The sequence below is a fragment of the Streptosporangium sp. NPDC049046 genome (assembly GCF_040649155.1).
Taxonomy (GTDB): domain Bacteria; phylum Actinomycetota; class Actinomycetes; order Streptosporangiales; family Streptosporangiaceae; genus Streptosporangium.
On the sequence record NZ_JBEZEZ010000038.1, the window covers coordinates 50,587 to 72,993 of the forward strand.

The window sequence follows — 22,407 nt, forward strand, 5'->3', positions numbered from 1 at the left end:
CCACGGATGGAGTCCCGGCCCGGTGCGCCGGGGCGTGTGCCGTCTGTCAGCCGAGGTCGGCGATGGCGGCCACCGGGCCACCGCCGCTGGGCCCCTGGTGGACCGCCGCGACCGAGACGAACACGGCCGGGTCTCCGGTGACGCTCGCCGCGACACCGCCGACGGTGGCCTTGATCTGGCGGTGCCAGTGCACGTCGGAGTCGTCGAGCATGATGTTGCGGCGCCCCCGCACGCTGCCCGACGGGTCGGCCTCGCACTTCATGAAGACGTTGACGAGCCGGTCGCCGAGGTCGGACGGGTGCGGGCGCTCGGGCAGCTCGATGCCGCTGGAGCGGATCGCCTCCCAGATGCCGTCGGCGTCCAGCGCGTCCTTCATGACCGAGTGGCCGATCCGGTACCGGCCGCCGATCCCCCGTACGTTGCCGACGACCACGATCTGGGCGCGGTCCAGCTCGACGCCCGAGGAGCACGACGCGACGGAGGAGTAGAGCGACAGGTCGCGGTGGATCTGGTCGGCGGAGGGCATCTCGATCTCGCCGAGGGCGACGGCGATGCCGAGGGCGGTGGTGGAGTTGGAGATGTCCATCGACGGGCCGGTGTCCTCGATCACCACGTCCTTGCCGCGCGACTTGGCGTCGTTGATCGTGGACAGGGTGAGCAGCGGGGTCTTGGTCTGGACGTAGTGGACGTCGGCGGGGTCGTCGATCCCGGCGATCTTCATCGCCTCGCGGACTCCGGCGGCGACCTTCTCCACCATCGCGGGGCGGCCGATGTCCTCGGGCAGGATCACCTCGCTCATCGCGATGCCGACGCTCACCCTCGGCTCGTCGCTCGGCTCGGCGTTCGCGGTGGTGGCGAAGACGGTGGCGTGCGGGCTGAGCACGCCGTCGGTGCCGCCCGACCACACCAGGGGCACGCTCTCCGGGGACGGGTGCCCCTTGGCCTGGAGCACCTCGCGAAACGCCCGGTCGGCCAGGATGCGGGTGTAGTCGTTCACGCCGCCGTTGCCCTCGGTCTTGCCGATCACCGCGAGCACCCGGTGCGCCTCGATCACCCCGTCGTCGATGAGCCTGGCCAGCCCGGAGGCGTCGGTCACACTCTCGATGGGCACCTTGCGCACTTCAATGGGTTCGGGCATCTCTGCCGCCTTTCGATCGCGTCCTGTTCACTTTCGCACCACGGTGCCGGTCTCCCCGGTGAGCGCCGCTCCCATGTCCTGCAGGGAGGTGATCACCGACCGGTCGCCGCCCTGCTCGACGAAGCGCAGCGCGGCCTCGACCTTCGGCCCCATACTGCCCCCGGCGAAATGGCCCGCGGCGTGCAGTACGCGCAGCTCGGCCGCGGTGATGTGACCCAGGGGCCTGGCCCGGGGCGTGCCGAACCCGACGACGGCCTGGGGGACGTCGGTCGCGATGATCAGGACCGTCGCCCGCACGGCCCGGGCGAGCACCGCGGCGGCGAGGTCCTTGTCGATCACGGCCTCGACCCCGGCGAGCCGCCCCTGCGCGTCGCGGGTCACGGGCACGCCGCCGCCCCCCGCGGCCACGACGGTGAAGCCCGCGGCCACCAGCGCGGCCACCGCGGGCGCGTCGAGGATCTCCAGCGGCTCGGGGGAGGCCACCACGCGGCGCCAGCCCCGCTCGAAGTGGCGCCAGGTCTGGCCGAGTTCCTCGAACCGGCGTGCCTCGGCCTCGCTGAAGTAGCGGCCGATCGGCTTGACCGGGTCGGCGAAGGCTGGGTCGTCGGGGTCGACGAGCGTACGGGTGACCACGACCGCGGCGCGGCCGTCGAGCGCGTTGAGTACGAGGGTGCCGATGGTGGCCTGGGTCTGCGCCCCGCACCAGTCGAGCGGCACCGGGGGCACGACGTGGGCGGCGAGCTGGTTCTTCAGGATCAGGTTGCCGACCTGGGGGCCGTTGCCGTGGGTGAGGGTCACCTGGTGACCCTCCTGGATGAGCGCGACGACGTGGCGCATCGCCTGCTCGACCGCGCGGTGCTGGTCGCCTGGCGAGGCGCCTCCGTCGGGCCCGGTCATGGCGTTGCCGCCGAGCGCGATCAGTATTCGTTCACCCACCTGGCCGACGTTAACGGCCTGCCCGTCTCGCCTCATGGGCACTCATTGCCCAAGGGGCGCCCGTCCTTCGGCACAACCGGCCAATCTCTCACCCCATGAGCGTACGGGTGATCTCCTCGACCACCGGCACGCGCCGCGGCTGCAGGTAGAAGTGGTCGCCGGGAAAGACCGTGAGGGAGAAGCCGGAGCTCGTACGGGTCTCCCACGCCTTGGCCTGGGCCGGGGTGACCACCGGGTCGGCGTCGCCGACGAGGACGGAGATCGGGGTGTGCAGCGGGGGGCCGGGACGGTGCCGGTAGGCCTCGGCCAGGCGGAAGTCGGCGCGGACGTAGGGCAGGACGACCTCGCGCATCGTCCGATGGGACAGCACCTCCGCCTCGGTGCCGCCGAGTTTCGCCAGCTCGGCCACGAAGTCGTCGTCGGCGTACCCCGAGATCGCGGGCCTGTCGCGGGGATCGTGCGGCGCTCTCGCGCCGGAGACGAACAACCGCGCCGGGGCGATCCCCCTCGCCTCGAGGCGGCGCGTGACCTCGTAGGCGAGCGTCGCCCCCATGCTGTGCCCGAACAGCGCGAAACGCCGGTCGAGCAGCGGCAGCATCGACCCGGTCACCTCGTCGGCGAGCGCGTCCATGTCGCCGGGCAGCGGCTCGGCGAACCGGTCGGCCCTGCCGGGCAGCTGCGTCGCGTGCAGCTCGACGGACAGGGGCAGCAGCTCGGACCACGCGCGGTAGGCGTTGGCCGATCCGCCCGCGTGCGTGAGGCAGAACAACCGCGTGGTCGCCCCCGGGCGGGGAAAGGCACAGCGCAACCAGGTCATGTGACCATGATCCCATGGCGTGGGCCCGGCGCCTCATGCCCTGAGGCGGACCTCATGTCTTGCGGCAGGCCCCGGTGTCCCGGGGCGGGCTCATGTCCTCCGACGGACCTCATGCCCTGAGGCAGACCTCGAAGACGGCGGTGAGGCGGGCGATCACGGTCTCGCGGTCGGGGGCGCCGGCCGCGTCGGGGCCGTAGAGCTGGCGCATCGTGCCGGTGCCGGTGACGAGCGCGGTGGCGATCATCGCCCGGAAGGCCGCGTCGGGGCCGGGAAGCCGCGCCGAGAGGGGTTCCAGGATCGCCGTCCTGACCCGGTCGCGGATGATCTCGTGGATCTCCGGGGCGCTGGACGACCGGATGAGCGCGGCCAGCACCACGCTCCCCTGGTCGGAGCGAAGCCGTTCGGCGACGTACTCGGCCAGCCGGCGGGGCAGCTCCTCCTCGGGGCCCTCCAGGACGCCGGGGAAACGTCCCTGCATCGCGAGCACCTCGGCGAACAGGTCCCGCTTGCTGCCGAAGTAGCGGTTGATCAGCGCGATGTTGGCGTCCGCCTCGGCGGCAATCATCCGCATCGTCACCTGGTCGTACCCGAGCTCGGCGAACAGCAGGCGGGCGGCGTCGAGGATGCGCCGCCTGGTGCCCTCCCTGTCGCGATGCCGTGTCTCATCCACTTACGGGATCCTTCCAGATTTGACGAGTAAACAAGCGTCTACTAACTTCGCATGTACCGTACATACATTGGGGGCGGTTCATGCTGACCGAACAACAGATCCAGGCCGAGGCCGCACCGTCCTTCACCCACAGGCAGGTGCTGGAGATCCTGGCCGGACTGATGCTCGCCATGCTGACATCGATGATCTCGACGTCCGTGGTGGGCACCGCGCTGCCGACGATCGTCGGCACGCTCGGCGGCCAGGACCAGCTCGCGTGGGTCGCCAGCGCGACCCTGCTCACCATGACCGCCTCCACCCCGATCTGGGGCAAGCTCTCCGACCTCTACGGCCGCAAGCTCATGTTCCAGGTCTCGCTGGTCGTCTTCGTGGTGGCCTCCATCGCCGCCGGGTTCTCCCAGGACATGGCCCAGCTCATCGCCGCCAGGGCGCTGCAGGGCATCGGCGCCGGCGGCCTCGCCGCGCTGCCGCAGATCATCCTCGGCGACGTGGTCGAGCCCCGCGAGCGCGGACGCTACTCCGGCTACATCGGCGCGGTCTTCGGTGTCTCGACCGTGGCCGGCCCGCTGCTCGGCGGGTTCATCGTGGACAACATGTCCTGGCGCTGGACCTTCTGGATCTGCGTACCGCTCGCCGTGGTCGCCTTCGTCGTCATCCAGAGGGTGCTGAGGCTGCCGCTCGTCCGCCGCGACACGAAGGTCGACTGGTGGGGCGCGACCCTCATCACCGGCGGCACCACCGCGCTGATGCTGCTGCTCTCCCTCGGGGGCAAGGAGTTCGGCTGGAACTCCGCGTGGACCTACGGCCTGGGCGCGCTCAGCCTGGTGATGTTCGCTCTCGCCGTCGTCGCCGAGCGCAGGGCCGCCGACCCGATCCTGCCCCCGCACCTGTTCCGCGACCGCACCTTCGTGCTCACCGCCGTCGCCTCCCTGCTGGTCGGCGCGGCGATGTTCGGCGCGCTGATGTTCCTGCCGCAGTATCTGCAGATCGTCAAGGGCATGAGCCCCACGGGCTCGGGCCTGATGACCCTCCCCCTGGTGCTCGGCCTGCTCACCGCCTCGATCCTCACCGGCCGGCTCGTCAGCAGGACGGGCCGCTGGAAGATCTTCCCCGTGGTGGGCATGCTGCTGGTCGCGCTCGGGCTGTTCCTGCTCTCGCGCCTGCACGTCGACAGCTCGCTGGTGATCGTCGGCATCGACAACGCGGTGCTCGGCATCGGGCTCGGTGCCTCCATGCAGATCCTGATCCTCGCCGCCCAGAACGCGGTGAGCCGCGCGAACCTCGCCTCGGCGACCTCCGGGGTGGCGTTCTTCCGCTCACTCGGTGGCGCGGTGGGCGTCGCGGCCTTCGGCGCGATCCTGTCCAACCGGCTCACCGCGGAGCTGGTCTCCCTCGCGAAGGCGGCACACCTGCCGCTGAGCGGTGGCGCGGTCCCCAGCCTCGGCTCCCCCGAGGCCATCCACAACCTCCCCGCGCCCGTCCTGGAGATCATCCTGGAGGCCTTCACCCGGGCGATGAGCGCGGTCTTCGTGGTCGGCGTCCCGATCGCCGTCCTCGCCTCACTCGCCGTCCTGATGATCAAGGAGATCCCGCTGCGCTCGGCGCGGACCCCCGCCCCGGCGGCCGCCGACCCCGCCGCCCCGCCGATCGGCGCGGGAAGGCCGTAACCACCCCCGCGCAGCCCGGGACCGGCCCGCTCTCCGGCCGGCCCCGGGCCCTCTCATTTCCGCCTCGCGCGCATCGGCCCTCCCCCGGGCGAGGGCGGCCCCCCGTGGCGGCGCCACGGGGAGTCGCCCCCCTTCCCCGGCCGGGATCAGGCCCCCGCGCGGGCGAGCGACGGACATGGCACGTAGCGCCGCCCTCGGGCGGCCGTCAGAGCGTCCACTTCTGGTTGGCCCAGCCGTTGCAGTCCCACAGCTGCACCTTGGTGCCGTTCGCGTTGATGGTCCCCAGGTCCGCGTCCAGGCAGCGGCCGTTGTGCATGCTGTAGATCGTGTGGCTCGTCGCGTCGTAGATCCATTTCTGGTTGGTCCAGCCGTTGCAGTCCCACAGCTGCACCTTGGTGCCGTTCGCGTTGATGGTCCCGAGATCCGCGTCCAGGCAGCGGCCGTTCTCCTTGCTGTGGATCGTGTGAGTGGAGACCTCGTAGCTCCACGACTGGTTGTCCCAGCCGTTGCAGCCCCACAGCTGCACCTTGGTCCCGTTCGGGCCGATGGTCCCGAGATCGGCGTCCAGGCAGCGCCAGTTCTGGTGACTGCGGACGGGCCCCCAGGCGGCGGACTCCGAGTCCGAGGCCGCCGCACCAGGAACGAATCCCGCGCAACCCAGCGCGACCGCCGCCGCCGACACCAGCACCCTGAATCCCCGTCGCATCGTCGATGCTCTCCTTCCTGCGAATCACGGAGGTGGAGAACGGCGCGTCGGCGGAAGGAACCCGCCGCCCACCCGCTCCGCACCGTGCGCGTCACCCCGCGGACACGCCCGTCGATCACTCTCCGCAGCAGAAAGTACACGTACGGGGATCGGCCCCGGGTGGACGAGACGGCGACCGGCGTTTCAGGGAGGTACGGGCGCCTTCCGGGCGGCTACCGGGTGCCCTCAGCCTTCCGAGGAGGCGGAGCCCACGGCGCGCTCGGCCGCCGTGATCGCGTTGCGGAACAGCATCGCGACCGTGGTGGGCCCGACCCCGCCGACCCTGGGGGTGATCGCCCCGGCCACCTCGGCGCAGGACTCGTCGACGTCGGGCAGCAGACGCCTGCCCTCGTAACGCACCCCGCCGCCGATGACGACCGCGCCGGGCTTGACGTGCTCGGGCCGGATGATCCCCGGCACGCCCGCGGCGGCGACCAGGACGTCGGCGCGGAGCGTGTAGCGCGGCCAGTCGCTCACCCCGGTGTGCACGACCGTGACGGCGGCGTTCGCCGTCGGGCGCTTCTGCGCGAGGAGGATCGAGAGGGGACGGCCGAGCGTGGCCCCGCGCCCGAGGATGACCACCTCCCGGCCCGCCACCGGGATCTCGTAGTGCGCGAGCAGCGCCTCGATCCCGGCGGGCGTACACGGCAGCGGGCCGGGAAGCTCCAGCGCCAGCCGCCCGATGTTGAGCGGGTGCATGCCGTCGACGTCCTTGTCGGGATCCATGACCTGCAGGGCCCGGTCGTAGTCGAGGTGCTTGGGGACGGGGTGCTGCACGAGCAGACCGTGCACCGCCGGGTCGTCGTTGAAGGCGGTGATGACCGCGTGCAGGTCCGCCTGGGTGGCACTCGCGGGCAGGTGCTCGTGCGGCGAGGCGAAACCGAGCTCGGCGGCCTGCCGCTGCTTGATGCGGATGTATCCGGCGCTGGCGTCGTCGTCACCGACCAGGACCGTCGCCAGGCTCGGCGTGACACCCCGGCCGGTCAGGGCGGCCACCCGCTCGGCCACGTCGGCGAGGATCCGCTCGGCGACCGGGCCGCCGGGAAGCAACCGGGCCGACGACGTGCCCTCGGAGCTGGAACCGTTCGATACGGGCTGGGACATGCGCTTCCTCCCGGCGTGGGCGCCCAGGCGGTCGACTCCCACGGCGAGCTCCCCGATGGTTGATGCCATCCCTTTGCCGCCAGTCGCGTCATCCCCAAGGATGCCCGATCATCCCCCTCCAGGTCGAACCGCCCCCGCCGCACCGGGCCCGGCCAGGCGAATCATCCCCCTCCAGATCGAACCGCGCCCGCCCCACCGGGGCCGGCCAGGCGCATCATCCCCCTCCACCTCGCGCCGCGCCCGCCGCGCCGAGCCCGGCCAGGCGGCTCACCGCCTCGTCGATGACCTCGTCCCGCTTGCAGAAGGCGAAGCGGACGAAGTGGCTCCCGCGCTCGGGGTGGGTGTAGAAGACCTGGGTCGGGATGGCGACCACGCCCGCCAGGGACGGCAGCTCCCGGGTGAGGGCGAGGCCGTCGGTGAAACCCAGGGGACGGATGTCGGTCTGCACGAAGTACGTGCCCGCGGGGCGGTAGACCTCGAATCCCGCCGCGGACAAGCCCGCCATCAGGCGGTCGCGCTTGGACTCCAGATCCGCCCGCAGGGCGGAGACCCAGGCCGACTCGTGCCGCAGACCGTGGGCGACGGCGAGCTGCCAGGGCGCGGAGGCGGTGTAGGTGAGGAACTGCTTGACGGTCTGCACGCCCCTGACGAACTCGGGCGGCGCGCAGATCCAGCCCGTCTTCCAGCCGGTGACCGAGAAGGTCTTGCCCGCCGAGGAGATCATCACGGTGCGCTCGCGCATGTCCGGCAGGGTGGCGATCGGCACGTGCTCGACCCCGTCGAAGGTGAGGTGCTCGTAGACCTCGTCGGTGACCGCCACCAGGTCTCGCTCCAGGCACAGCCGGGCGATCTCGTCCAGCTCGGCGCGGGTGAAGACCGTGCCGGTGGGGTTGTGCGGGGAGTTGACCAGGACGACCCGGGTGCGCGGCCCGGCCGCCGCGCGCAACTCGGCGGGGTCGAAGGTGAAGCGGCCGTCGACCGGGCGCAGGGTGACCGGGCGGAGCACGGCCCCGGCGAGGGCGACGGCGGCGGCGTAGGAGTCGTAGTACGGCTCGAAGGCGATCACCTCGTCGCCGGGCTCGCACAACGCGAGGATCGTCGCGGCGATGGCCTCGGTGGCTCCGACGGTGACGAGGACCTCGCCGTCGGGGTCGTAGTCGAGCCCGTAGTGGTCCTTGCGGTGCTCGGAGACGGCCTGGCGCAGCTCGGGCGTCCCCGGCCCCGGCGGGTACTGGTTGGAGCCCTCCCGGATCGCCGACACCGCCCGCTCCAGCATCGCGGCGGGCCCGTCGGTGTCGGGAAAGCCCTGCCCGAGGTTGATCGAGCCGGTTCGCAGGGCGAGCGCCGACATCTCGGCGAAGATGGTCGTACCGAACTCGCGCATCCGCGCCACCAGAGGATCGTTCACGCGCTACAGCGTAGTCCCGCCCTTTCCCGCCGCCTCGTGGCCTCCGCCCCGGCCTCGTTCCCGAGCGCGCCCTTTCCCGGGAACATCTCGTCCCGAGAGCGTCGCGTCCCGAGAGCGTCGCAGACGCGGTGACGGGGGCCTGACACGCCGGCATTCACGAAGAGCGCCCGGAAAAGCGGTGGGCACGCGACGGGAAAGCACGCCGAATACGTTCTGTCAACGATCATGGACGCGCCTCGACAATCACACATCGGCTGCGTCCGGCGGCGAGTCGCCCGATTGTCGACTCTTCATTCCACTGGAGTTCGCGATACGGACGTAACACACCAGCCCGAATGCCCCGGCCTCTCCCGCCCTCAAATGCGGCCGACCGTAAATACCAAAGCGGTTAATCCCCCTTCCCTAGATCACAGAAAGCATCTCTCGGTGGTGATGATCCGACGTAGGGTGAAGGCGGACCAGCGGGAAACCACCGGCGGAGACAGCTGACAGATGGTGAACAGCGAGAAGACTTCGGAGACCCCGCATTCGTCGGACACCGCCGGATCGACGAACCGCGCCTGGCAGATGGTGACGGGTTTCTCCAACGCTCTCATCCAGACACTTCTCGTGCTTCTCGCCCTCTCCATTTCCACGGCTTCGAAAGTCGCCCTGGTCCTCGGGATTCTCGCGCTGACGACGCTGACCATCTTCCCAGGCCACCTGCTGAAAAGCACCGCATGGCTGCGTCGCGTCATTCCCGAGCGGTCGTACGGCGTTCTCACGATGTTCTCCCGATGGGTGCGCCGGGACGTCTGGTGGCTCCTCTGCACCGGAGTCGCGGTCACCGTCGTCGCCGCCCTCGCGGTCGTTCCCAAGGACGAGCCGTGGGTGACCTGCCGGGTCCCCGACGAGATCACGCTCCTGGCGTCCGCCGAGACCTCCCCGGTCGTCCAGCGGGCGGCCGGGGAGTTCATGGCAGGGAAGGTCGACCTGTGGGGCTGCCGGCAGATCAACATCAACGTCAGCGGGCTGCGCGCCGCCGAGGTGCGGGACCGGCTGAGCGACTGGACGTTCCCCGTCCAACCGGCCGTCGGGCCGGGCGCCGGCCGGACGGCGAGGAAACCCCCCGGTGCCCGGCCCGACGGGTGGATCGCCGACTCCTCCCAGGAGATCGACTACGTGAACAGGGACACGGACGGCGTGGCGACGTTCGGCGAGCGGACGGTCGTCGCGACCTCGCCACTGGTCATCGCCGCACCGGAGAGGCTCGCGGAGGAGCTCACCGAGGCGAACAGGAATCCCGGAGATCGCGACTGGGCCGACCTGCTGCGGAGCAGGCCCGGCGCCCGGCAGCAGGTCGTGCGCACCCATCCGCTCGCCTCCAACGTGGGCCTGATGGCCACGGCCGCCGCGCCCGGCCCCGCGGAAGGACTGTCCAGGAAGGTGCGGCCGGGCGACACCGTCCGCGACGTGATGTGCCGGTACGCGAACTCCCTCGACACCTCCGCGATGGTCATGACCGAGCAGCAGTTCTACGAGCTCGACGTCGCGCTGTCGGGCGCCGACCCCGCGCTTCCCGAGCCGGGCGGCTGCGCCCTTTCCGGTGCGGGAGGCGAACGGCCGTCGCCCGGCGCCGTCTCCGCGCCGCGAAGCGCCGGCAAGAAGCCTCCGCGACCGGTCGCCGTCTACCCGAAGGGCGGCCACGCCATGCGGTACGAATGCGTCTCCAAGCGGTGGCCCGACCTGAGGCGACCCCCTGCCGTCGAGCAGACGGTCGAGGAGTTCTGCGACTTCCTGCGGGAGACCCTCCCCCGCTACGGATTCCGTGACGCCGAGGGCCGCCTGGACGTCCAGAGGTTGCCGGTGAAAACACATCGGCTGAGGAGCGACGCGCCGGTGGCGGCGAACTGGAAGCCCGACATTCCCAAGCTGCTGTACAAGCTGACGACCCCCCTCGCGGACCACGTCCTCGTCGTGGTCGACGTCTCCGGCTCGATGGCGCGCAACAAGGTGAACGACGGCAGGTCACGGCTGGAGGCGGCGATCCAGGTGGCCCAGGTCGCCGTCACGTCCAAGCGCGGCGAGCGGACCACGGGAATCATGACGTTCTTCCCCGATGACGACTACGCCGTTCCCCCCGCGCCCGTCGGCGACGAGGGAAAGGCCCTCACCGGCAGGCTCACCGAAGTCCAGAACGCCTACCGAGGCGGTTCGCGCCCCGATCCCCCGATGCGTCCGATCATCGAAAAGGCTCTCGACCGGTTGGAGGGGACGGGCGCCCCGGGGGAGCGGAAGGTCGTGCTCGTGCTCACCGACGGCGGGAATCCGAGCGGGCTGAGCAGCGAGGACATCAAAGGACGCGACGGTGTGCGCCTGCTGATGCTCTCCTTCGACCTGCACGGCTGCGACACCTCCCCGCTGCCCGCGCTCAGGGACGAGGGCCTGATGTCCTGCTACGACGCGAGCACCGACCCCGACCAGAAGCTGGACGACGCGTTCACCGAACTCCGGCCGGTCACCGGATGAGCCGTCCCACGCCGCCTCCGCCGTCATCGCCGTTCTCCTCAGGTGGGACGGGCGGGCGGGTCACACCGGCTTCCTCAAGTGGGACGGCCAGGCAGGGAACACCGGCCGTGGCGGAGCCGGCCGGCCGCGGAGTGATCCTTCTCCTCCTGCTACTCGCCTGCTTTCCCTCCCTGGCGGCGAGTACCGCGCCCACCCCTCCCCCGGGACCGCCCAGGCAGGACTGCGTCCTGCGCATCGCCAGTGGCGCCGACGTCTCGGGAGGTGCCCGCGAACGGGCGCTCGAAGCCGTCTGGAACGGCGTCAAGGGCAGGCCCCGGGCGTGCTTCGTGGCGATCTCCTCGGTCGCGGACGAGCAGCGCAGCGCGATGATCTCGGCCGCCCAGTCGAAGGCCGGGCACTACGACGTGTACAACCTCGACATCCAGTGGATCCCCGAGTTCGCCGAGGAGGGATACCTGCGCCCGATCGACACCGCCGCACACGGCGGGACCAACGACTTCCTCTCCCAGATCTGGTCCGCGGGCGCCTGGCACGGCGTCCAGTACGCGGTGCCGTTCAACACCGACGTGGGACTGCTCTACCGCCGCCACGACCTGAGGTCACCGACGAACTGGCGGGACATGACCGACCTCGCGAAGGCGCGCCGCGCCGGGCCCGACCCCACCGCCCTCGGCCTCTCCGGGCAGTTCGCCTCCTACGAAGGGCTCACGGTCAACGCCCTGGAGGCGATCTGGGCCAACGGCGGAGAGGTGGTCGACGCGGACGGCCAGGTGGTGATCGCCCAGAAGGAGGGTGTGGAGGCCGTCGGACGGCTCATCGAGACGGTGAAGGCCGGCGTGATCTCCGGGGAGACCCTCGGTAGCACGGAGGCGGAGTCGCTGACCGCCTTCCGCGAGAGGCGCGCGCTGTTCCTGAGGCACTGGCCCTACGCCCACGAGGTGCTCTCCGGGGAACGGAAGTCGGGCGGAATCGCCTTCCGGGCGGCGCCACTCCCCTGGCAGGGAGTCCTCGGCGGCCAGTACCTCGCCGTCTCCAGGCACACTCCCCGGCGCGACCTCGCGCAGCGACTGGTGGCGGCGTTGACCGGCGAGGAGGCGGCCGGACTGCTCTACCGGTGCGGCGGGTTCGCCCCGGCCAGAGTCTCAGCCCTCTACACGGAGGCGGGGACCGGTTGCGACGGCCCGGCCCCGGCGGCCCCGCCCGGCCCTCGCTCCGGTTCCTCCGGTTCCTCAAGCGCGGAACCGGAGTCCGAGAGCGTGCGGCCCGACACACTGCTGCGCGCGCTGACCCAGGCCAGGCTCCGTCCGCCCTCCCCGTACTACAGCGAGTTCAGCCGGGTCTTCCGCACCGAGGTCCACGAACTGCTCAGTTGCTGGTCGCTCGGGCGGAAGGGGTGCGAGGACGCGAAGACGTTCACGGCCGGCCTCGCCCTCAAGCTGAGAAAGGCATTGGCCGGCGGCTGAGCCGGACCGGAAGCCTGAAAGGGCTTATGGATGGGGTCGTCTATGCGTAGGTGATTATGGGGTGGTACGTCTATTTGCTGTGACCCGAATGACCCGACCGACCGGACCGGCGGAACCGGCAGGACCGACCGGACCGCCCCGGCTCCACGAGCTCGACGCGCTTCGCGGCTTCGCGGTGTGCGGGATCATGGTGGTCAACACCTGGCAGCACACGCGTGAGCACCTGAGGGAGTCCGATCGCAACGCGGTCGACTGGGCGATCGACAACCTGCTGCAGAGCAGGTTCTATCCGATCTTCTCTTTCCTGTTCGGGCTGAGCTTCGTCCTCTTCCTGAGGTCGGCGGCCGCACGGACCGCGCACCCCTGGGCCGTGCTGCTACGCAGGCTCGCGGTACTCGCGGCACTCGGCGCGATCCACCAGGTCTTCAACCACGGCGAGGTGCTCCTGCCGTACGCGATCTTCGGGGTGTTGGTCCTGCTGCCCGCCTCGTTCTTCCCGCAGCCCGCGGTGGTGGTGCTGGGCGTCGCCCTCACCGCGTGGGCGGTGTACCAGGGCGGCGGGATCATCCTCGTCCCCGGCCTGTTCGTGCTGGGCATGGCCCTGATGGAACACCCGCCGCCCGAATGGCTGCTGTTCCCCGCGTTCGTCGCGAGCACGGTGCTGGGCGTGACGCTCACCTGGCTCTGGGTGGTCATCGCCAAGGATCCCGCCCTGTTCCACGCGTCCGTCTACCCGGCCGCCGGGCTCGCCGCCGCCACCGCCTACTGCACCGGGCTGCTGCTCCTGCTGCGGACCCGGCTGCGCGACCTCCTGCTCGCGCTTCTGGCCCCGCTCGGCCGGATGGCGCTCACGAACTACCTCATGAGCACCCCGATCATCCTGCTCTTCGTACCGCTGCTCGTCGCGGACACCACCCGGCTCGCCGGTGTGGTGCTCTCCGCCGCCGTTCTGGCGCTCCAGGTGCTGTTTAGCCGTGTGTGGCTGGGCAGGTTCAGGTACGGCCCGCTGGAATGGGCGTGGCGAAGCCTCACATGGATGGAACGAGTGCCGAACAGACGGATAGGGTCACACCCGTGACGCGCATAGCCCTCTGCCAGATCCCGGTGGCCGAAGATCCCTCCGCCAATCTGAGCCGGGCCCTCGACTCCCTCGCCGAGGCCGCCGCGGGCGGCGCCGAGCTGGCGATCTTCCCGGAGGCCACCCTCACCCGGTACGGCAAGCGCGTCACCGACCTCGCCCAGCCACTGGACGGGCCGTTCGTCACCGGACTGGCCGCGGCGGCGCGGGAGCACGGGCTTGCCGTGATCGCGGGGGTGTTCGAGCCCGTCGAGGGCCGGGTGTACAACACCGCGGTCGCCATCGGCCCCTCGGGCTCGATCGAGGCGGCCTACCGGAAGATCCACCTGTTCGACTCCTTCGGCGCCCGCGAGTCCGAGCTGGTCGCGCCGGGCGACACGCCGGTCGTGGTCGAGCTGGCCGGGCTCCGGGTGGGACTGGTCACCTGCTACGACATCCGCTTCCCCGAGCTCACCCGGGCCCTCGTCGACCTGGGGGCCGAGGTGTTCGCGGTGATCGCCGCGTGGGGATCGGGGCCGATGAAGGAAGAACACTGGACCACCCTCGTCAGGGCCCGCGCGATCGAGAACACCACCTGGGTCGCCGCCGTGGGCCAGGCGCCGAACCCCGAGGCCCGCGACGGATTCGGGATCGGACGGAGCATGCTGGTCGATCCGATGGGAGTGACACGCACCGATATGGGACCCACGCCGGCCGTACAGACGTGTGAAATCGACTCGCAGATCACGATTGCCACCCGGAATGCCGTACCGTGCCTGGAACACCGGCGACTCCCTCTCGGCAGATCGTAAAATGCCGATCGTGAGTGAGCCACCTGGGCGTAGAACGCAGATGCAGAAGGTCATACCGCCTCGGCTGCTCGTGCCCTATCTGGCCGGCAGACGCACCGTGATCTCCGGATATGTTTACCGGGTTCAGGACTGCGCGCGGCTGACCACCCCCGCGCAGCTCTTCGTCGGCCTCGACCTGGGGTTCGAGGGGTCGGAGCTGACCGCGACGGTCCCCGAGATCTACCTGATGCGCTGGTTCGCCCGCGACATGGACGCCTACATCGTGCCGTACGGACCGCACATGGGCGGTGACTGGAACGATTCACCGCCCTTCGCGGGAAACGGCTTCACCACCTCGCGGGAGCACGTCGTGCCGCAGTTCCACACCACACCCATGCCGATCCCCGCGGGAGCCGAGATCATCCACGTGGTCCCCGGCGAGGAGCGCCTCTTCGGCCTCTACGACGGCCTGAGCTGGCGGCCCGCCTCATGAGCGCCGAGATCGAGCCGGTGGCCTCGGGCTTCGCCGCCCGCTACCTGGGCCGTACGTACGCCGCGGCCCTCGGCCCCGGCGCCTCCGAAGTGGTGCTGTTCAACGAGGAGGCCCAGAAGGGCTTCGAGGCGGCCTCCGGCTACTGGCGGCTCGTCGTCGCCCGCGAGGACCTCGACTGGCTGGTGCTGGTCCGCACGGTCGGCGCGTTCGGCGGGGAGCCGTGCCTGGTCCTCGACGTCTCCGAGGAGAACGGCGAGGAGAGCCTGCACATCGCCTACACCGGGCACAGCGGGATGAAGGCCGAGGCGCTGGGTTACTGGATGGTCGACCACGGGGCGTACGAGGTCGTCGTCCCCCGCGACGAGGTCTTCTCCATCAGGATCGAGCGGCTGCCCGTCCCCCTCTCGCCGGAGGGCGCCGAGCCGTAACCCGCCGCCCTCCGCTCGACCGGCGCCTCCTCGGAGGCGTCCCTCTCAGCCGAGGTCCACTTCGGCAAGGGTCCCGCTCAGCCGGTATCCCGCTCGGCCGGCGCCTTTCTCAGCCGCTGCCTTTTCAGCCGGTGCCGAGCCGCCGGTAACGGGCCAGTCTGGCGGCGAGGCGGTCGGCGGGGGCCTGGCTCAGCAGCCCCGCGATCTCGTGCTCCAGGGTGCGCGCGACCCGGACGCAGAACGCCTCCGGCTCGTAGGCGGCGTCGGGAAACTCCGGGATGATCCGGTCGACGAGCCCGTTCCCGCGCAGGTCGGTGGATCTCACCCCCTGCGCCGCGGCGATCTCCGGCGCGAAGTCGACACTCCGGTAAAGAAGCGCTGAGGCCCCCTCGGGAGACAGCGGCGACAACCAGCCGTGCTGCGCGCAGAGCACCCGGTCGGCGGGAAGCAGCGCCAGGGCGGCACCGCCCGCCCCCTCCCCCAGCAGCAGACACACCGTCGGGGCGTCGAGCATCACCAGATCGGCCAGGGAACGTGCGATCTCCGCGGCGAGGCCGCCCTCCTCCGCCGCCTTCGACAGCGCGGCACCGGCGGTGTCGATCACGGTGACCAGCGGCAGCCCCAGCTCGGAGGCGAGATGCATGCCCCGCCTCGCGACCCTCAGCCCGGCCGGGCCGAGCGGGGCGTCGATCCGCTGGTGCCGCCGGTCCTGGCCGAGCACGACCGCGGGGGCCTCGCCGAACCTCGCCAGGGCGAGGATCAGCCCGGGATCGTTCTCGCCCACACCGGTGCCGTGCAGCGGGGTGACGTCGGAGGCACCGAGCTTGAGCAGCGCCCGCACCCCGGGGCGGTCGTCACGGCGGGAACGGCTGATCGCGTCCCACGCCTCGATCGCGGGAATCCGCCCGTCGGGCTCCTCCCCCGGATCCAGGCCCGCGCGCGGTGCGCACAGCACGGCGAGCGCCCGTACCGCGATCCCCCGGGCGTCCTGTGCCGACACCACGGCGTCGACCAGGCCGTGGGCGAAGAGGTTCTCGGAGACCTGGACACCTTCGGGGAACGGGTAGCCGTGCAGCGACTCGAACACCCTCGGCCCCAGAAAGCCGATCAGCGCCCCCGGCTCGGCGGCGGTGACGTGCCCGAGCGACCCCCAGGAGGCGAAGACGCCACCGGTGGTGGGATGACGCAGGTAGACGACGTACGGCAACCCCGCCGCGCGGTGCGCGGCCACGGCAGCGGTGATCTTCACCATCTGGACGAAGGCCACCGCGCCCTCCTGCATGCGGGTCCCGCCCGAGGCCGGGGCGGCCAGCAGCGGGAGCCCCTCCGCGGTGGCGCGCTCGACCGCGGCGGTGAGCCGCTCGGCGGCGGCCACCCCGATCGAACCTGCCATGAAGGAGAACTCACACGCGACGATCGCCACCCGCCGCCCTTCGAGCAGGCCCTCACCGGAGATCACCGACTCGTCGTACCCCGTCTTGGCCCGGGCCGCGGCGAGCTCCTCCGCGTACCCGGAGCCGGGCGCGGCGGGGTCGGCGGGCGGCTCGTCCCACGAGACCCACGTCCCCGGATCGAGAAAGGTGTCGATCAGCGTCCGCGCGTCGGGCCGTACCGGGGTCATAACCACGCTCCGGGAGACGGCACGCGGGCGTGGGCCGGAAGGCTGCCTGTCATCGCTCGCGCTCCTCCAGCCAGGCGAGGACCTCGTCGCCGTGCTCGCCGAGGGCCGGCGGGGCGGTGTGGCGCACGGGAGCGTCGCCGTCGAAGCGCAGCGGCGGTCCCGGCAGCTCGATGGTGCCGAGCACGGGGTGGTCCACCTCGACCACCAGGCCCTGGGAGCGGGTCTGGTCCCAGGCGTAGACCTCGTCGATGGACCTGATGGCCCCCGCGGGCACCCCGGCCTCGGCGAGCGCGGCCAGCCAGTGCCCCCTGTCATGCTTGGTGAGCGCCTGCTCCATGTCGGCGATCAGCTCATCCCGATGCGCGAATCTTTCCCTATTGATCGCATATTTCGCGACATCTGGGTCTATGTCCAGCAGGGCAGCGACCTTGCGCCACTGCACGTCGTTCGCCGCCGCGATCTGGATCATGCCGTCGGCACAGCGGAAGGCGCCGTACGGAGCGATGGAGGCGTGGTGATTACCGCCCGCCCCGGGCACCTGCCCGCCGACCGTCCAGGCCGTGCCGTGGTAGGAGTGCACCCCGGTCACCGCGGCCAGCAGCGAGGTCCGCACGACCTTGCCCCGCCCGGCCCGCTCCCGCTCGTACAGCGCGGCGACCACCCCGTACGCGCCGTGGATGCCCCCGAGCAGGTCCGCGATCGAGGCGCCCACCCGGTACGGCTCCTCGGGCGACGGGCCGGTCAGGCTCATCAACCCCGCCTCCCCCTGCGCGATCTGGTCGTAACCGGGCCTGCCGCCCTCCGGCCCGTCATGGCCGAAGCCGGTGATCGACAGGATGACGAGGCGGGGGTTGAGCTCGTGCAACCGCTCGACGGAGAAACCCAGCCGGTCCAGGACCCCGGTACGGAAGTTCTCCACCAGCACGTCGCTCTGACGCACCAGCCGCTCGATAAGCGATTTCCCCTCGGCGGACTTGAGGTCGACGGCGATCGACTGTTTGTTGCGGTTGGCCGCCAGGAAATACGTGGAAATATCATGATCAGGGCCTACGAACGGCGGCCCCCACCCCCGCGACTCGTCACCCCCCTCGGGATGCTCCACCTTGATCACCCGGGCCCCCAGGTCACCGAGCATCTGCGCGGCGTGCGGACCCGCGAGCGCGCGAGAGAGATCGAGGACGACGATGTCGCCGAGTGCTCCCTGCAAGATCAACCTCCGATACATGGTGGCCGCGTCCATCTAAAGGACGCCACTGTGCTCCCGGTCCGCCTGTCATGAGACCACTTAGCACGATATCCGGATGGGGAACCACCATGATCTCCCATGCCGCCTTCCACCGGGACGAGCAGGGATGGGCCACGAAAACAAGCGGGTCACGATCTCCACAAGAAGCGGAGGATCTGATGGAACCTCTCACGCCCGAAGAATCTACGGAGCATTTGTTCCATGCCCGCGCCAGCGACGAGGAAGACAACGTCACGCTGCGATGACGACGGGGGAAGATGAGATCACGCACGAACTCCCACGACGTTGGGGAAGACAGTGAGCGGTGACGCGACGCCGCCCGTCGCTGGGGCAGCGCTCACGAGAGCACTCCCGCCGCGAAGAGCGTGCCGATGTCGAGCGAGCCGCGCCAGTCGCGAAGCCGAGGGTGGCGGTTGCCGGGGATCACACTGACGCTGCCGTCCTCGTTCAGCCTCGCGGCCAGCACATCCGCGAGCTCGGTATGGGCGAGCACGATCGGAGAGTGGGTGGAGATCCAAACCTGAGAGTCGTACAGAGAACTCAACGATTGAACGACCGTCTCGATCGCTCGCGGGTGGATGCCGTTCTCCGGCTCCTCGGTCACCAGCAGCCTGGGCATCTCCTCCTCCCTCAGGTAGGGCAGGAGCGTCAGCACCAGAATGCGCAGCGTGCCGTCGGAGAGGCCTGATGAGGTCACCCGGTACCCCCCCGCGTACTCCACCGCGAAGTAGGCATGATGGTCTTCCTCACGTTCGACCACACTGATCCCGGTGACCTGGGGCAGTGCGGTGCGCACATGATCGACCCAGGAGGCGAATCGGTCGGGGTCGGACTGCTGTAGATCCAGTGCGAGCCAGGGCATGTTCACCCCCGACGGCAGAAGCCGAGCCGGGTCGCCAGGAGGCGCCGGGCGGCGCAACACCTCCCAGTCAGGGGCGAAGAAGACCACACCTTCGCGGAGCAACTGCGCGAGCCAGAGCGCGGCCGGAAAGAGGGTCGGGTCGGCGGGAACCGAGCCGAGCGCGAGTTGCCCCGGCGGCACCCGGAGTGGCGGAATTCCCGTTTCCTGAGCGAACGTCCCTGGCAGATCCTGGTGCGAGGAGGCGGAAGGCGACCTCCGCGCATCGATTTCTGCGGTCGGCGTGGTCGTCTCCGGGATGAATCGGGTCGGCGCACGCCCTTCCCGGAGAATCACCGGCTGCCAGTCCGGGTGTGCCAAGGTGCCGCCAAAACCGACTCTCCCCTGCGGAAAAGTTCCAGGCTCCGGACGTACCCCCGCGTCGGAGTAAAGGAAAAGATATTCCTCCGCCACGTTCAGCACACGCGGTCCGACCTCCAGGCAGAGCTCGTATCGCAGGTGGGTGTGGATCTCACGGCGGCCCGGCCGGACCTGGCCGGCCACGGACAGCGCCTCCACGACTTCGTCGTCCAGCTTCGCCTCGATGACGAAGACAATGCTGTCGCCTCGCCCCTTGTGGAGCAGATCGGTCGGCGTACTCGCTCGGGCGGCCCTGCCGTGCTCCTGCCGTTCCAGGAACGCGGTGACCGCCCGCTGTCGACCGAGTAGGTCACCGAGAAGCGTAGGAATGTCAAGCAGTGTCGTCTTCCCTGCCCCGTTGGCTCCGGCGAAGACGTGGTAACGGCCCAGGTCGACGCTGAGCGCGGGGAAGCAGCGGTAGTTGTAGGCCTCGATCCGAGTGATCAACGCGGGCTCCCCTGCTGGGGGTACTTCTCCCGGAATCGCCGGTAAGCCTTGGCGCTCTCAGGCAGTTCAGCCGGAATCCGGTATTCGTAGGCGAGGATCTTCTCGACGGCATGCCTGATCGGCTCGTTACCCTTCAGCTTGATCCGCTCGCCGATGACGAAGCCGATGCCCTCCCCAGCACACAGGGAGCGCGGCACGGCGTTCGCATCTCCCGTGATCTTCTTCATCTCGCCGGTCTCCAGGCTGACCTGCTCCATCGTGCTCGCGACCTCGCCCTTGCGTCTCGTATCCGTTTTCAGCGTCGCCGCTCCGTGGGTGGCGACGGCCAAGCTCGGCAGGCTCGAATCCTATGGCCAGGTAAAGAGCCTATGCCGAGATATCGGCCACCCCCTCCACGACGAGATCACGTTAGCCGTCGGGGCTGATGCTTCGAGTACGAAACGACGATGATCCACTCGATTCATGCCTTGACCTGGGAAACGATGCCCAGGGAGCGAAGTTCCTCGTCGAGATGACGGACGCGCTTGTTGCCCATTCACGGCTGGAGCCGGGTACGCGCCTGCCGTACGGAGCCGGCGAGCTAGCTGAGCTGGGCGTAGGCATGGGTGAGGCGGTCGCACAGCGCGGGAAGCAGCGTTTCACTGTGCAGTAGACCTGCGACCAGCTCACGCTGGGCGTCGACCATGGGAAGCACGACCTCGGGGCCGAGGTCGTCCTCCAGTCGGCGGCACCGGGCGGTCAGCTTCTCGATCACCTCTCGCAACATCTCGATCTGAGGAGTTGCGACGCCCCCTTGAAATCGCCCTCCGGGACGGGCGGCAGCCTCGCGGATACCATCCAGGCGATGGGGGCGGCCGGCTACCGGGTGGATCCGGTGGTGTGGCCGACTTCCGCCGAGTGCAGCAACGGCAATTGCAACCAGTGCCATGCGGGGTGTGCCGATTCACCGAAGAAGACAGTGGTCTGACCTGCCCGAACAAGCACGCGCGGCCGTCGAAGAGCAGACCGGCCCAGTCACTGGCGTCCGATCAGCCGAGGTCGGGCTGACCTCCGGCGTCGCCGCACACCTCACCACCGAGGGGGCCGTGTTCTTCGCGAAGGCGGCCCCCGCCGCCGCTCCGGTCGCCGGGCATCTGCTGCGCGAGCGCGCCGCCAACCAAGCCCTCCCCGCGCAGATCCCAGCTCCCCGCCTGCTGTGGACCACGGACGTCGACGGCTGGCATGTGCTGCTGTTCGAGCACGCGGCCGGCCAGGAGGCGAACCTGTCGCCCGGCTCCTCGGACCTGCCCGCTGTCCTGGACGCGATCTCCGCCATCCCTGTGCCCTGCTCATGGCCCGGGGCACCGTCGATCACGGGCAAGGCCGCCGCCCTGCTGCGCGTCGCCGAGGAGCAGCTGGCCGAAACACCCGCCGAGGCCGGCCAGTACGAACCGCTCGTCAAAGCCCTCAACCTCGACGAGCTCACCGGCACCACACTGCTGCACGCGGACCTGCACGCGGGCAACCTGCTCGTCGACGGCAACCAGTGCCGGATCATCGACTGGTCGATGGCCTGCCAGGGTGCTGCCTGGGTGGACGTGGCCCTGCTGGTCCCGCGGCTGGTCGACGCCGGGCATACACCCGCCGATGCTGAGCGAGTCGCCGCCCGGTTGCCCGCGTGGAGCTCGGCGCCCGCGAGCGTGGTGACCGCGTTGGCCGCCACCCGGGCGCTGTTCGCTGCCCGCCTGGCCGTGGCTGGTCCGGTTCGTCTGCGGGCGAAGCGTGCGAGGACTGCGGCGGCGTGCCGGGCGTGGGTGGAGTACCGCACCAACTGACCGGGCCGCCCGCGTGAACCTGGCAGGAGAGCTGAGCGTCAACGGAAATCACTCGCCCCTAGGGCGTGTTTTAGAAGTGGACGCTGTCCTTTGCCCCGCACCGTAATGATCTCGGTGTGGGGCGAGGGGATCTTTCTGATGAGCAGTGGGCGGTGCTGGAGCCGTTGCTGCCGGTCGCGGTGCTGGGCAGGCCGGTGGTGGACCGGCGCAGGCTGATAGACGGGATCCGCTGGCGGGTGCGGACCGGTGCTCCGTGGAGGGATCTGCCGCCGGAGTATGGGCCCTGGCAGACGGTTTATGGCCTGTTTCGCCGCTGGCAGCGCGATGGCACGTGGCCGAGGCTGCTGACCGGGCTGCAAGCCCGGGCGGATGCGGCAGGACTGATCACGTGGGAGGTCAACGTCGACTCCACGATCTGCCGGGCCCATCAGCACGCCGCGGGCGCCCGTCGCGATGGATCGGCCCAGAAGGAGCCGCCGGGCGGAATCGGTGTCGAGCCCGCCGATCACGGCCTGGGCCGGTCCCGGGGTGGCTTCACCACCAAGATTCACCTGGCCTGCGAGCAAGGCCAGCGGCCACTGTCTTTGCTGGTCACCGCCGGACAGCGCGGCGATAGCCCACAGTTCACGGCTGTCTTGGAAGGCATTTGGGTCCCCCGCATCGGGCCGGGGCGTCCCCGAGTCCGTCCGCTGCGGGTGCGCGGCGATAAGGCGTACTCCTCTCGCGCCAACCGGTCCTACCTGCGCAGCAGGGCAATCCGGAGCACGATCCCCGAGCCGGCCGATCAGGCCGGGAA

Annotated in this window: 21 protein-coding genes; 9 read left to right on the forward strand and 12 right to left on the reverse strand. The window is 70.3% G+C overall.

The genetic code is table 11. The features are described 5' to 3' along the window. Window positions 1-46: 46 nt before the first annotated feature. The 4 genes from AB0B96_RS35930 to AB0B96_RS35945 form a co-directional block, all read right to left on the reverse strand. Window positions 47-1,138, reverse strand: coding sequence for a ring-opening amidohydrolase (locus AB0B96_RS35930; protein ID WP_350946798.1), 1,092 nt, complete (start codon window positions 1,136-1,138; stop codon window positions 47-49). Window positions 1,139-1,165: 27 nt separating this feature from the next. Then, entirely contained in the window at window positions 1,166-2,074 is a 909-nt protein-coding gene (gene arcC / locus AB0B96_RS35935) for a carbamate kinase (protein ID WP_362906086.1), read from the reverse strand. An 88-nt stretch (window positions 2,075-2,162) separates the two neighbouring features. After that, the gene (locus tag AB0B96_RS35940; protein ID WP_362906088.1) at window positions 2,163-2,891 is read right to left on the reverse strand and encodes an alpha/beta fold hydrolase; all 729 of its coding nucleotides are present in this window, start codon (window positions 2,889-2,891) and stop codon (window positions 2,163-2,165) included. A gap of 109 nt (window positions 2,892-3,000) precedes the next feature. Further along, window positions 3,001-3,561 (reverse strand): TetR family transcriptional regulator, encoded by a 561-nt coding sequence (locus tag AB0B96_RS35945; protein ID WP_362906090.1) that lies wholly within the window; start codon window positions 3,559-3,561, stop codon window positions 3,001-3,003. A gap of 80 nt (window positions 3,562-3,641) precedes the next feature. Here AB0B96_RS35945 and AB0B96_RS35950 point away from each other — a divergent pair, with 80 nt between their 5' ends. Further along, entirely contained in the window at window positions 3,642-5,228 is a 1,587-nt protein-coding gene (locus AB0B96_RS35950; RefSeq protein ID WP_362906092.1) for an MDR family MFS transporter, read from the forward strand. A 205-nt stretch (window positions 5,229-5,433) separates the two neighbouring features. Here AB0B96_RS35950 and AB0B96_RS35955 read toward each other — a convergent pair whose 3' ends face one another. The 3 genes from AB0B96_RS35955 to AB0B96_RS35965 all read right to left on the reverse strand — a co-directional run bounded on the left by AB0B96_RS35955 (window position 5,434) and on the right by AB0B96_RS35965 (window position 8,485). Then, window positions 5,434-5,934, reverse strand: coding sequence for an RICIN domain-containing protein (locus AB0B96_RS35955; protein ID WP_362906094.1), 501 nt, complete (start codon window positions 5,932-5,934; stop codon window positions 5,434-5,436). Window positions 5,935-6,159: 225 nt separating this feature from the next. Then, window positions 6,160-7,077 (reverse strand): tetrahydrofolate dehydrogenase/cyclohydrolase catalytic domain-containing protein, encoded by a 918-nt coding sequence (locus AB0B96_RS35960; RefSeq protein ID WP_350946792.1) that lies wholly within the window; start codon window positions 7,075-7,077, stop codon window positions 6,160-6,162. 214 nt (window positions 7,078-7,291) lie between these two features. Beyond that, a complete protein-coding gene (locus AB0B96_RS35965) occupies window positions 7,292-8,485 on the reverse strand; it encodes a pyridoxal phosphate-dependent aminotransferase (RefSeq protein ID WP_362906097.1) in 1,194 nt (397 codons plus the stop codon). Between the two features lie 492 nt (window positions 8,486-8,977). On the opposite strand from AB0B96_RS35965, the gene AB0B96_RS35970 reads away from it, so the two are divergent. The 6 genes from AB0B96_RS35970 (at window position 8,978) to AB0B96_RS35995 (ending at window position 15,225) form a co-directional block, all read left to right on the forward strand. Continuing rightward, on the forward strand, window positions 8,978-10,993 hold the full coding sequence (locus AB0B96_RS35970) for a VWA domain-containing protein (protein WP_362906099.1): 2,016 nt from the start codon (window positions 8,978-8,980) through the stop codon (window positions 10,991-10,993). 107 nt (window positions 10,994-11,100) lie between these two features. Further along, window positions 11,101-12,456 (forward strand): extracellular solute-binding protein, encoded by a 1,356-nt coding sequence (locus tag AB0B96_RS35975; RefSeq protein WP_362906101.1) that lies wholly within the window; start codon window positions 11,101-11,103, stop codon window positions 12,454-12,456. 88 nt (window positions 12,457-12,544) lie between these two features. Beyond that, window positions 12,545-13,534, forward strand: a complete 990-nt coding sequence (locus AB0B96_RS35980) for a DUF418 domain-containing protein (RefSeq protein WP_362906103.1) — start codon at window positions 12,545-12,547, stop codon at window positions 13,532-13,534. Beyond that, a complete protein-coding gene (locus AB0B96_RS35985; RefSeq protein WP_362906105.1) occupies window positions 13,531-14,325 on the forward strand; it encodes a carbon-nitrogen hydrolase family protein in 795 nt (264 codons plus the stop codon). The genes AB0B96_RS35980 and AB0B96_RS35985 overlap by 4 nt, the downstream gene beginning before the upstream one ends. Before the next feature lie 10 nt (window positions 14,326-14,335). Continuing rightward, window positions 14,336-14,797 carry a hypothetical protein gene (locus AB0B96_RS35990; protein WP_362906107.1) on the forward strand — a complete coding sequence of 154 codons (462 nt, stop codon included), beginning with the start codon at window positions 14,336-14,338 and terminating at the stop codon, window positions 14,795-14,797. After that, the gene (locus AB0B96_RS35995; RefSeq protein ID WP_350946785.1) at window positions 14,794-15,225 is read left to right on the forward strand and encodes a hypothetical protein; all 432 of its coding nucleotides are present in this window, start codon (window positions 14,794-14,796) and stop codon (window positions 15,223-15,225) included. The genes AB0B96_RS35990 and AB0B96_RS35995 overlap by 4 nt, the downstream gene beginning before the upstream one ends. Before the next feature lie 124 nt (window positions 15,226-15,349). Here AB0B96_RS35995 and AB0B96_RS36000 read toward each other — a convergent pair whose 3' ends face one another. From AB0B96_RS36000 to AB0B96_RS36020, 5 genes are all read right to left on the reverse strand, one after another. After that, window positions 15,350-16,846: a carboxyl transferase domain-containing protein gene (locus AB0B96_RS36000; RefSeq protein ID WP_362906109.1), complete on the reverse strand. Its 1,497-nt coding sequence runs from the start codon at window positions 16,844-16,846 to the stop codon at window positions 15,350-15,352. A 49-nt stretch (window positions 16,847-16,895) separates the two neighbouring features. Further along, on the reverse strand, window positions 16,896-18,086 hold the full coding sequence (locus AB0B96_RS36005) for a CoA transferase (RefSeq protein ID WP_362906111.1): 1,191 nt from the start codon (window positions 18,084-18,086) through the stop codon (window positions 16,896-16,898). 343 nt (window positions 18,087-18,429) lie between these two features. Then, window positions 18,430-19,797, reverse strand: coding sequence for an AAA family ATPase (locus tag AB0B96_RS36010; protein ID WP_362906112.1), 1,368 nt, complete (start codon window positions 19,795-19,797; stop codon window positions 18,430-18,432). Next, entirely contained in the window at window positions 19,794-20,126 is a 333-nt protein-coding gene (locus AB0B96_RS36015) for a hypothetical protein (protein ID WP_362906114.1), read from the reverse strand. The genes AB0B96_RS36010 and AB0B96_RS36015 overlap by 4 nt, the downstream gene beginning before the upstream one ends. A gap of 251 nt (window positions 20,127-20,377) precedes the next feature. Then, window positions 20,378-20,563, reverse strand: coding sequence for a hypothetical protein (locus AB0B96_RS36020; protein ID WP_362906116.1), 186 nt, complete (start codon window positions 20,561-20,563; stop codon window positions 20,378-20,380). Window positions 20,564-20,723: 160 nt separating this feature from the next. Here AB0B96_RS36020 and AB0B96_RS36025 point away from each other — a divergent pair, with 160 nt between their 5' ends. Continuing rightward, window positions 20,724-21,611, forward strand: a complete 888-nt coding sequence (locus AB0B96_RS36025; protein WP_362906118.1) for a phosphotransferase — start codon at window positions 20,724-20,726, stop codon at window positions 21,609-21,611. Between the two features lie 152 nt (window positions 21,612-21,763). Next, window positions 21,764-22,407 (forward strand): IS5 family transposase (locus AB0B96_RS36030; protein ID WP_362905222.1); only part of this gene is annotated, 644 nt, incomplete at its 3' end.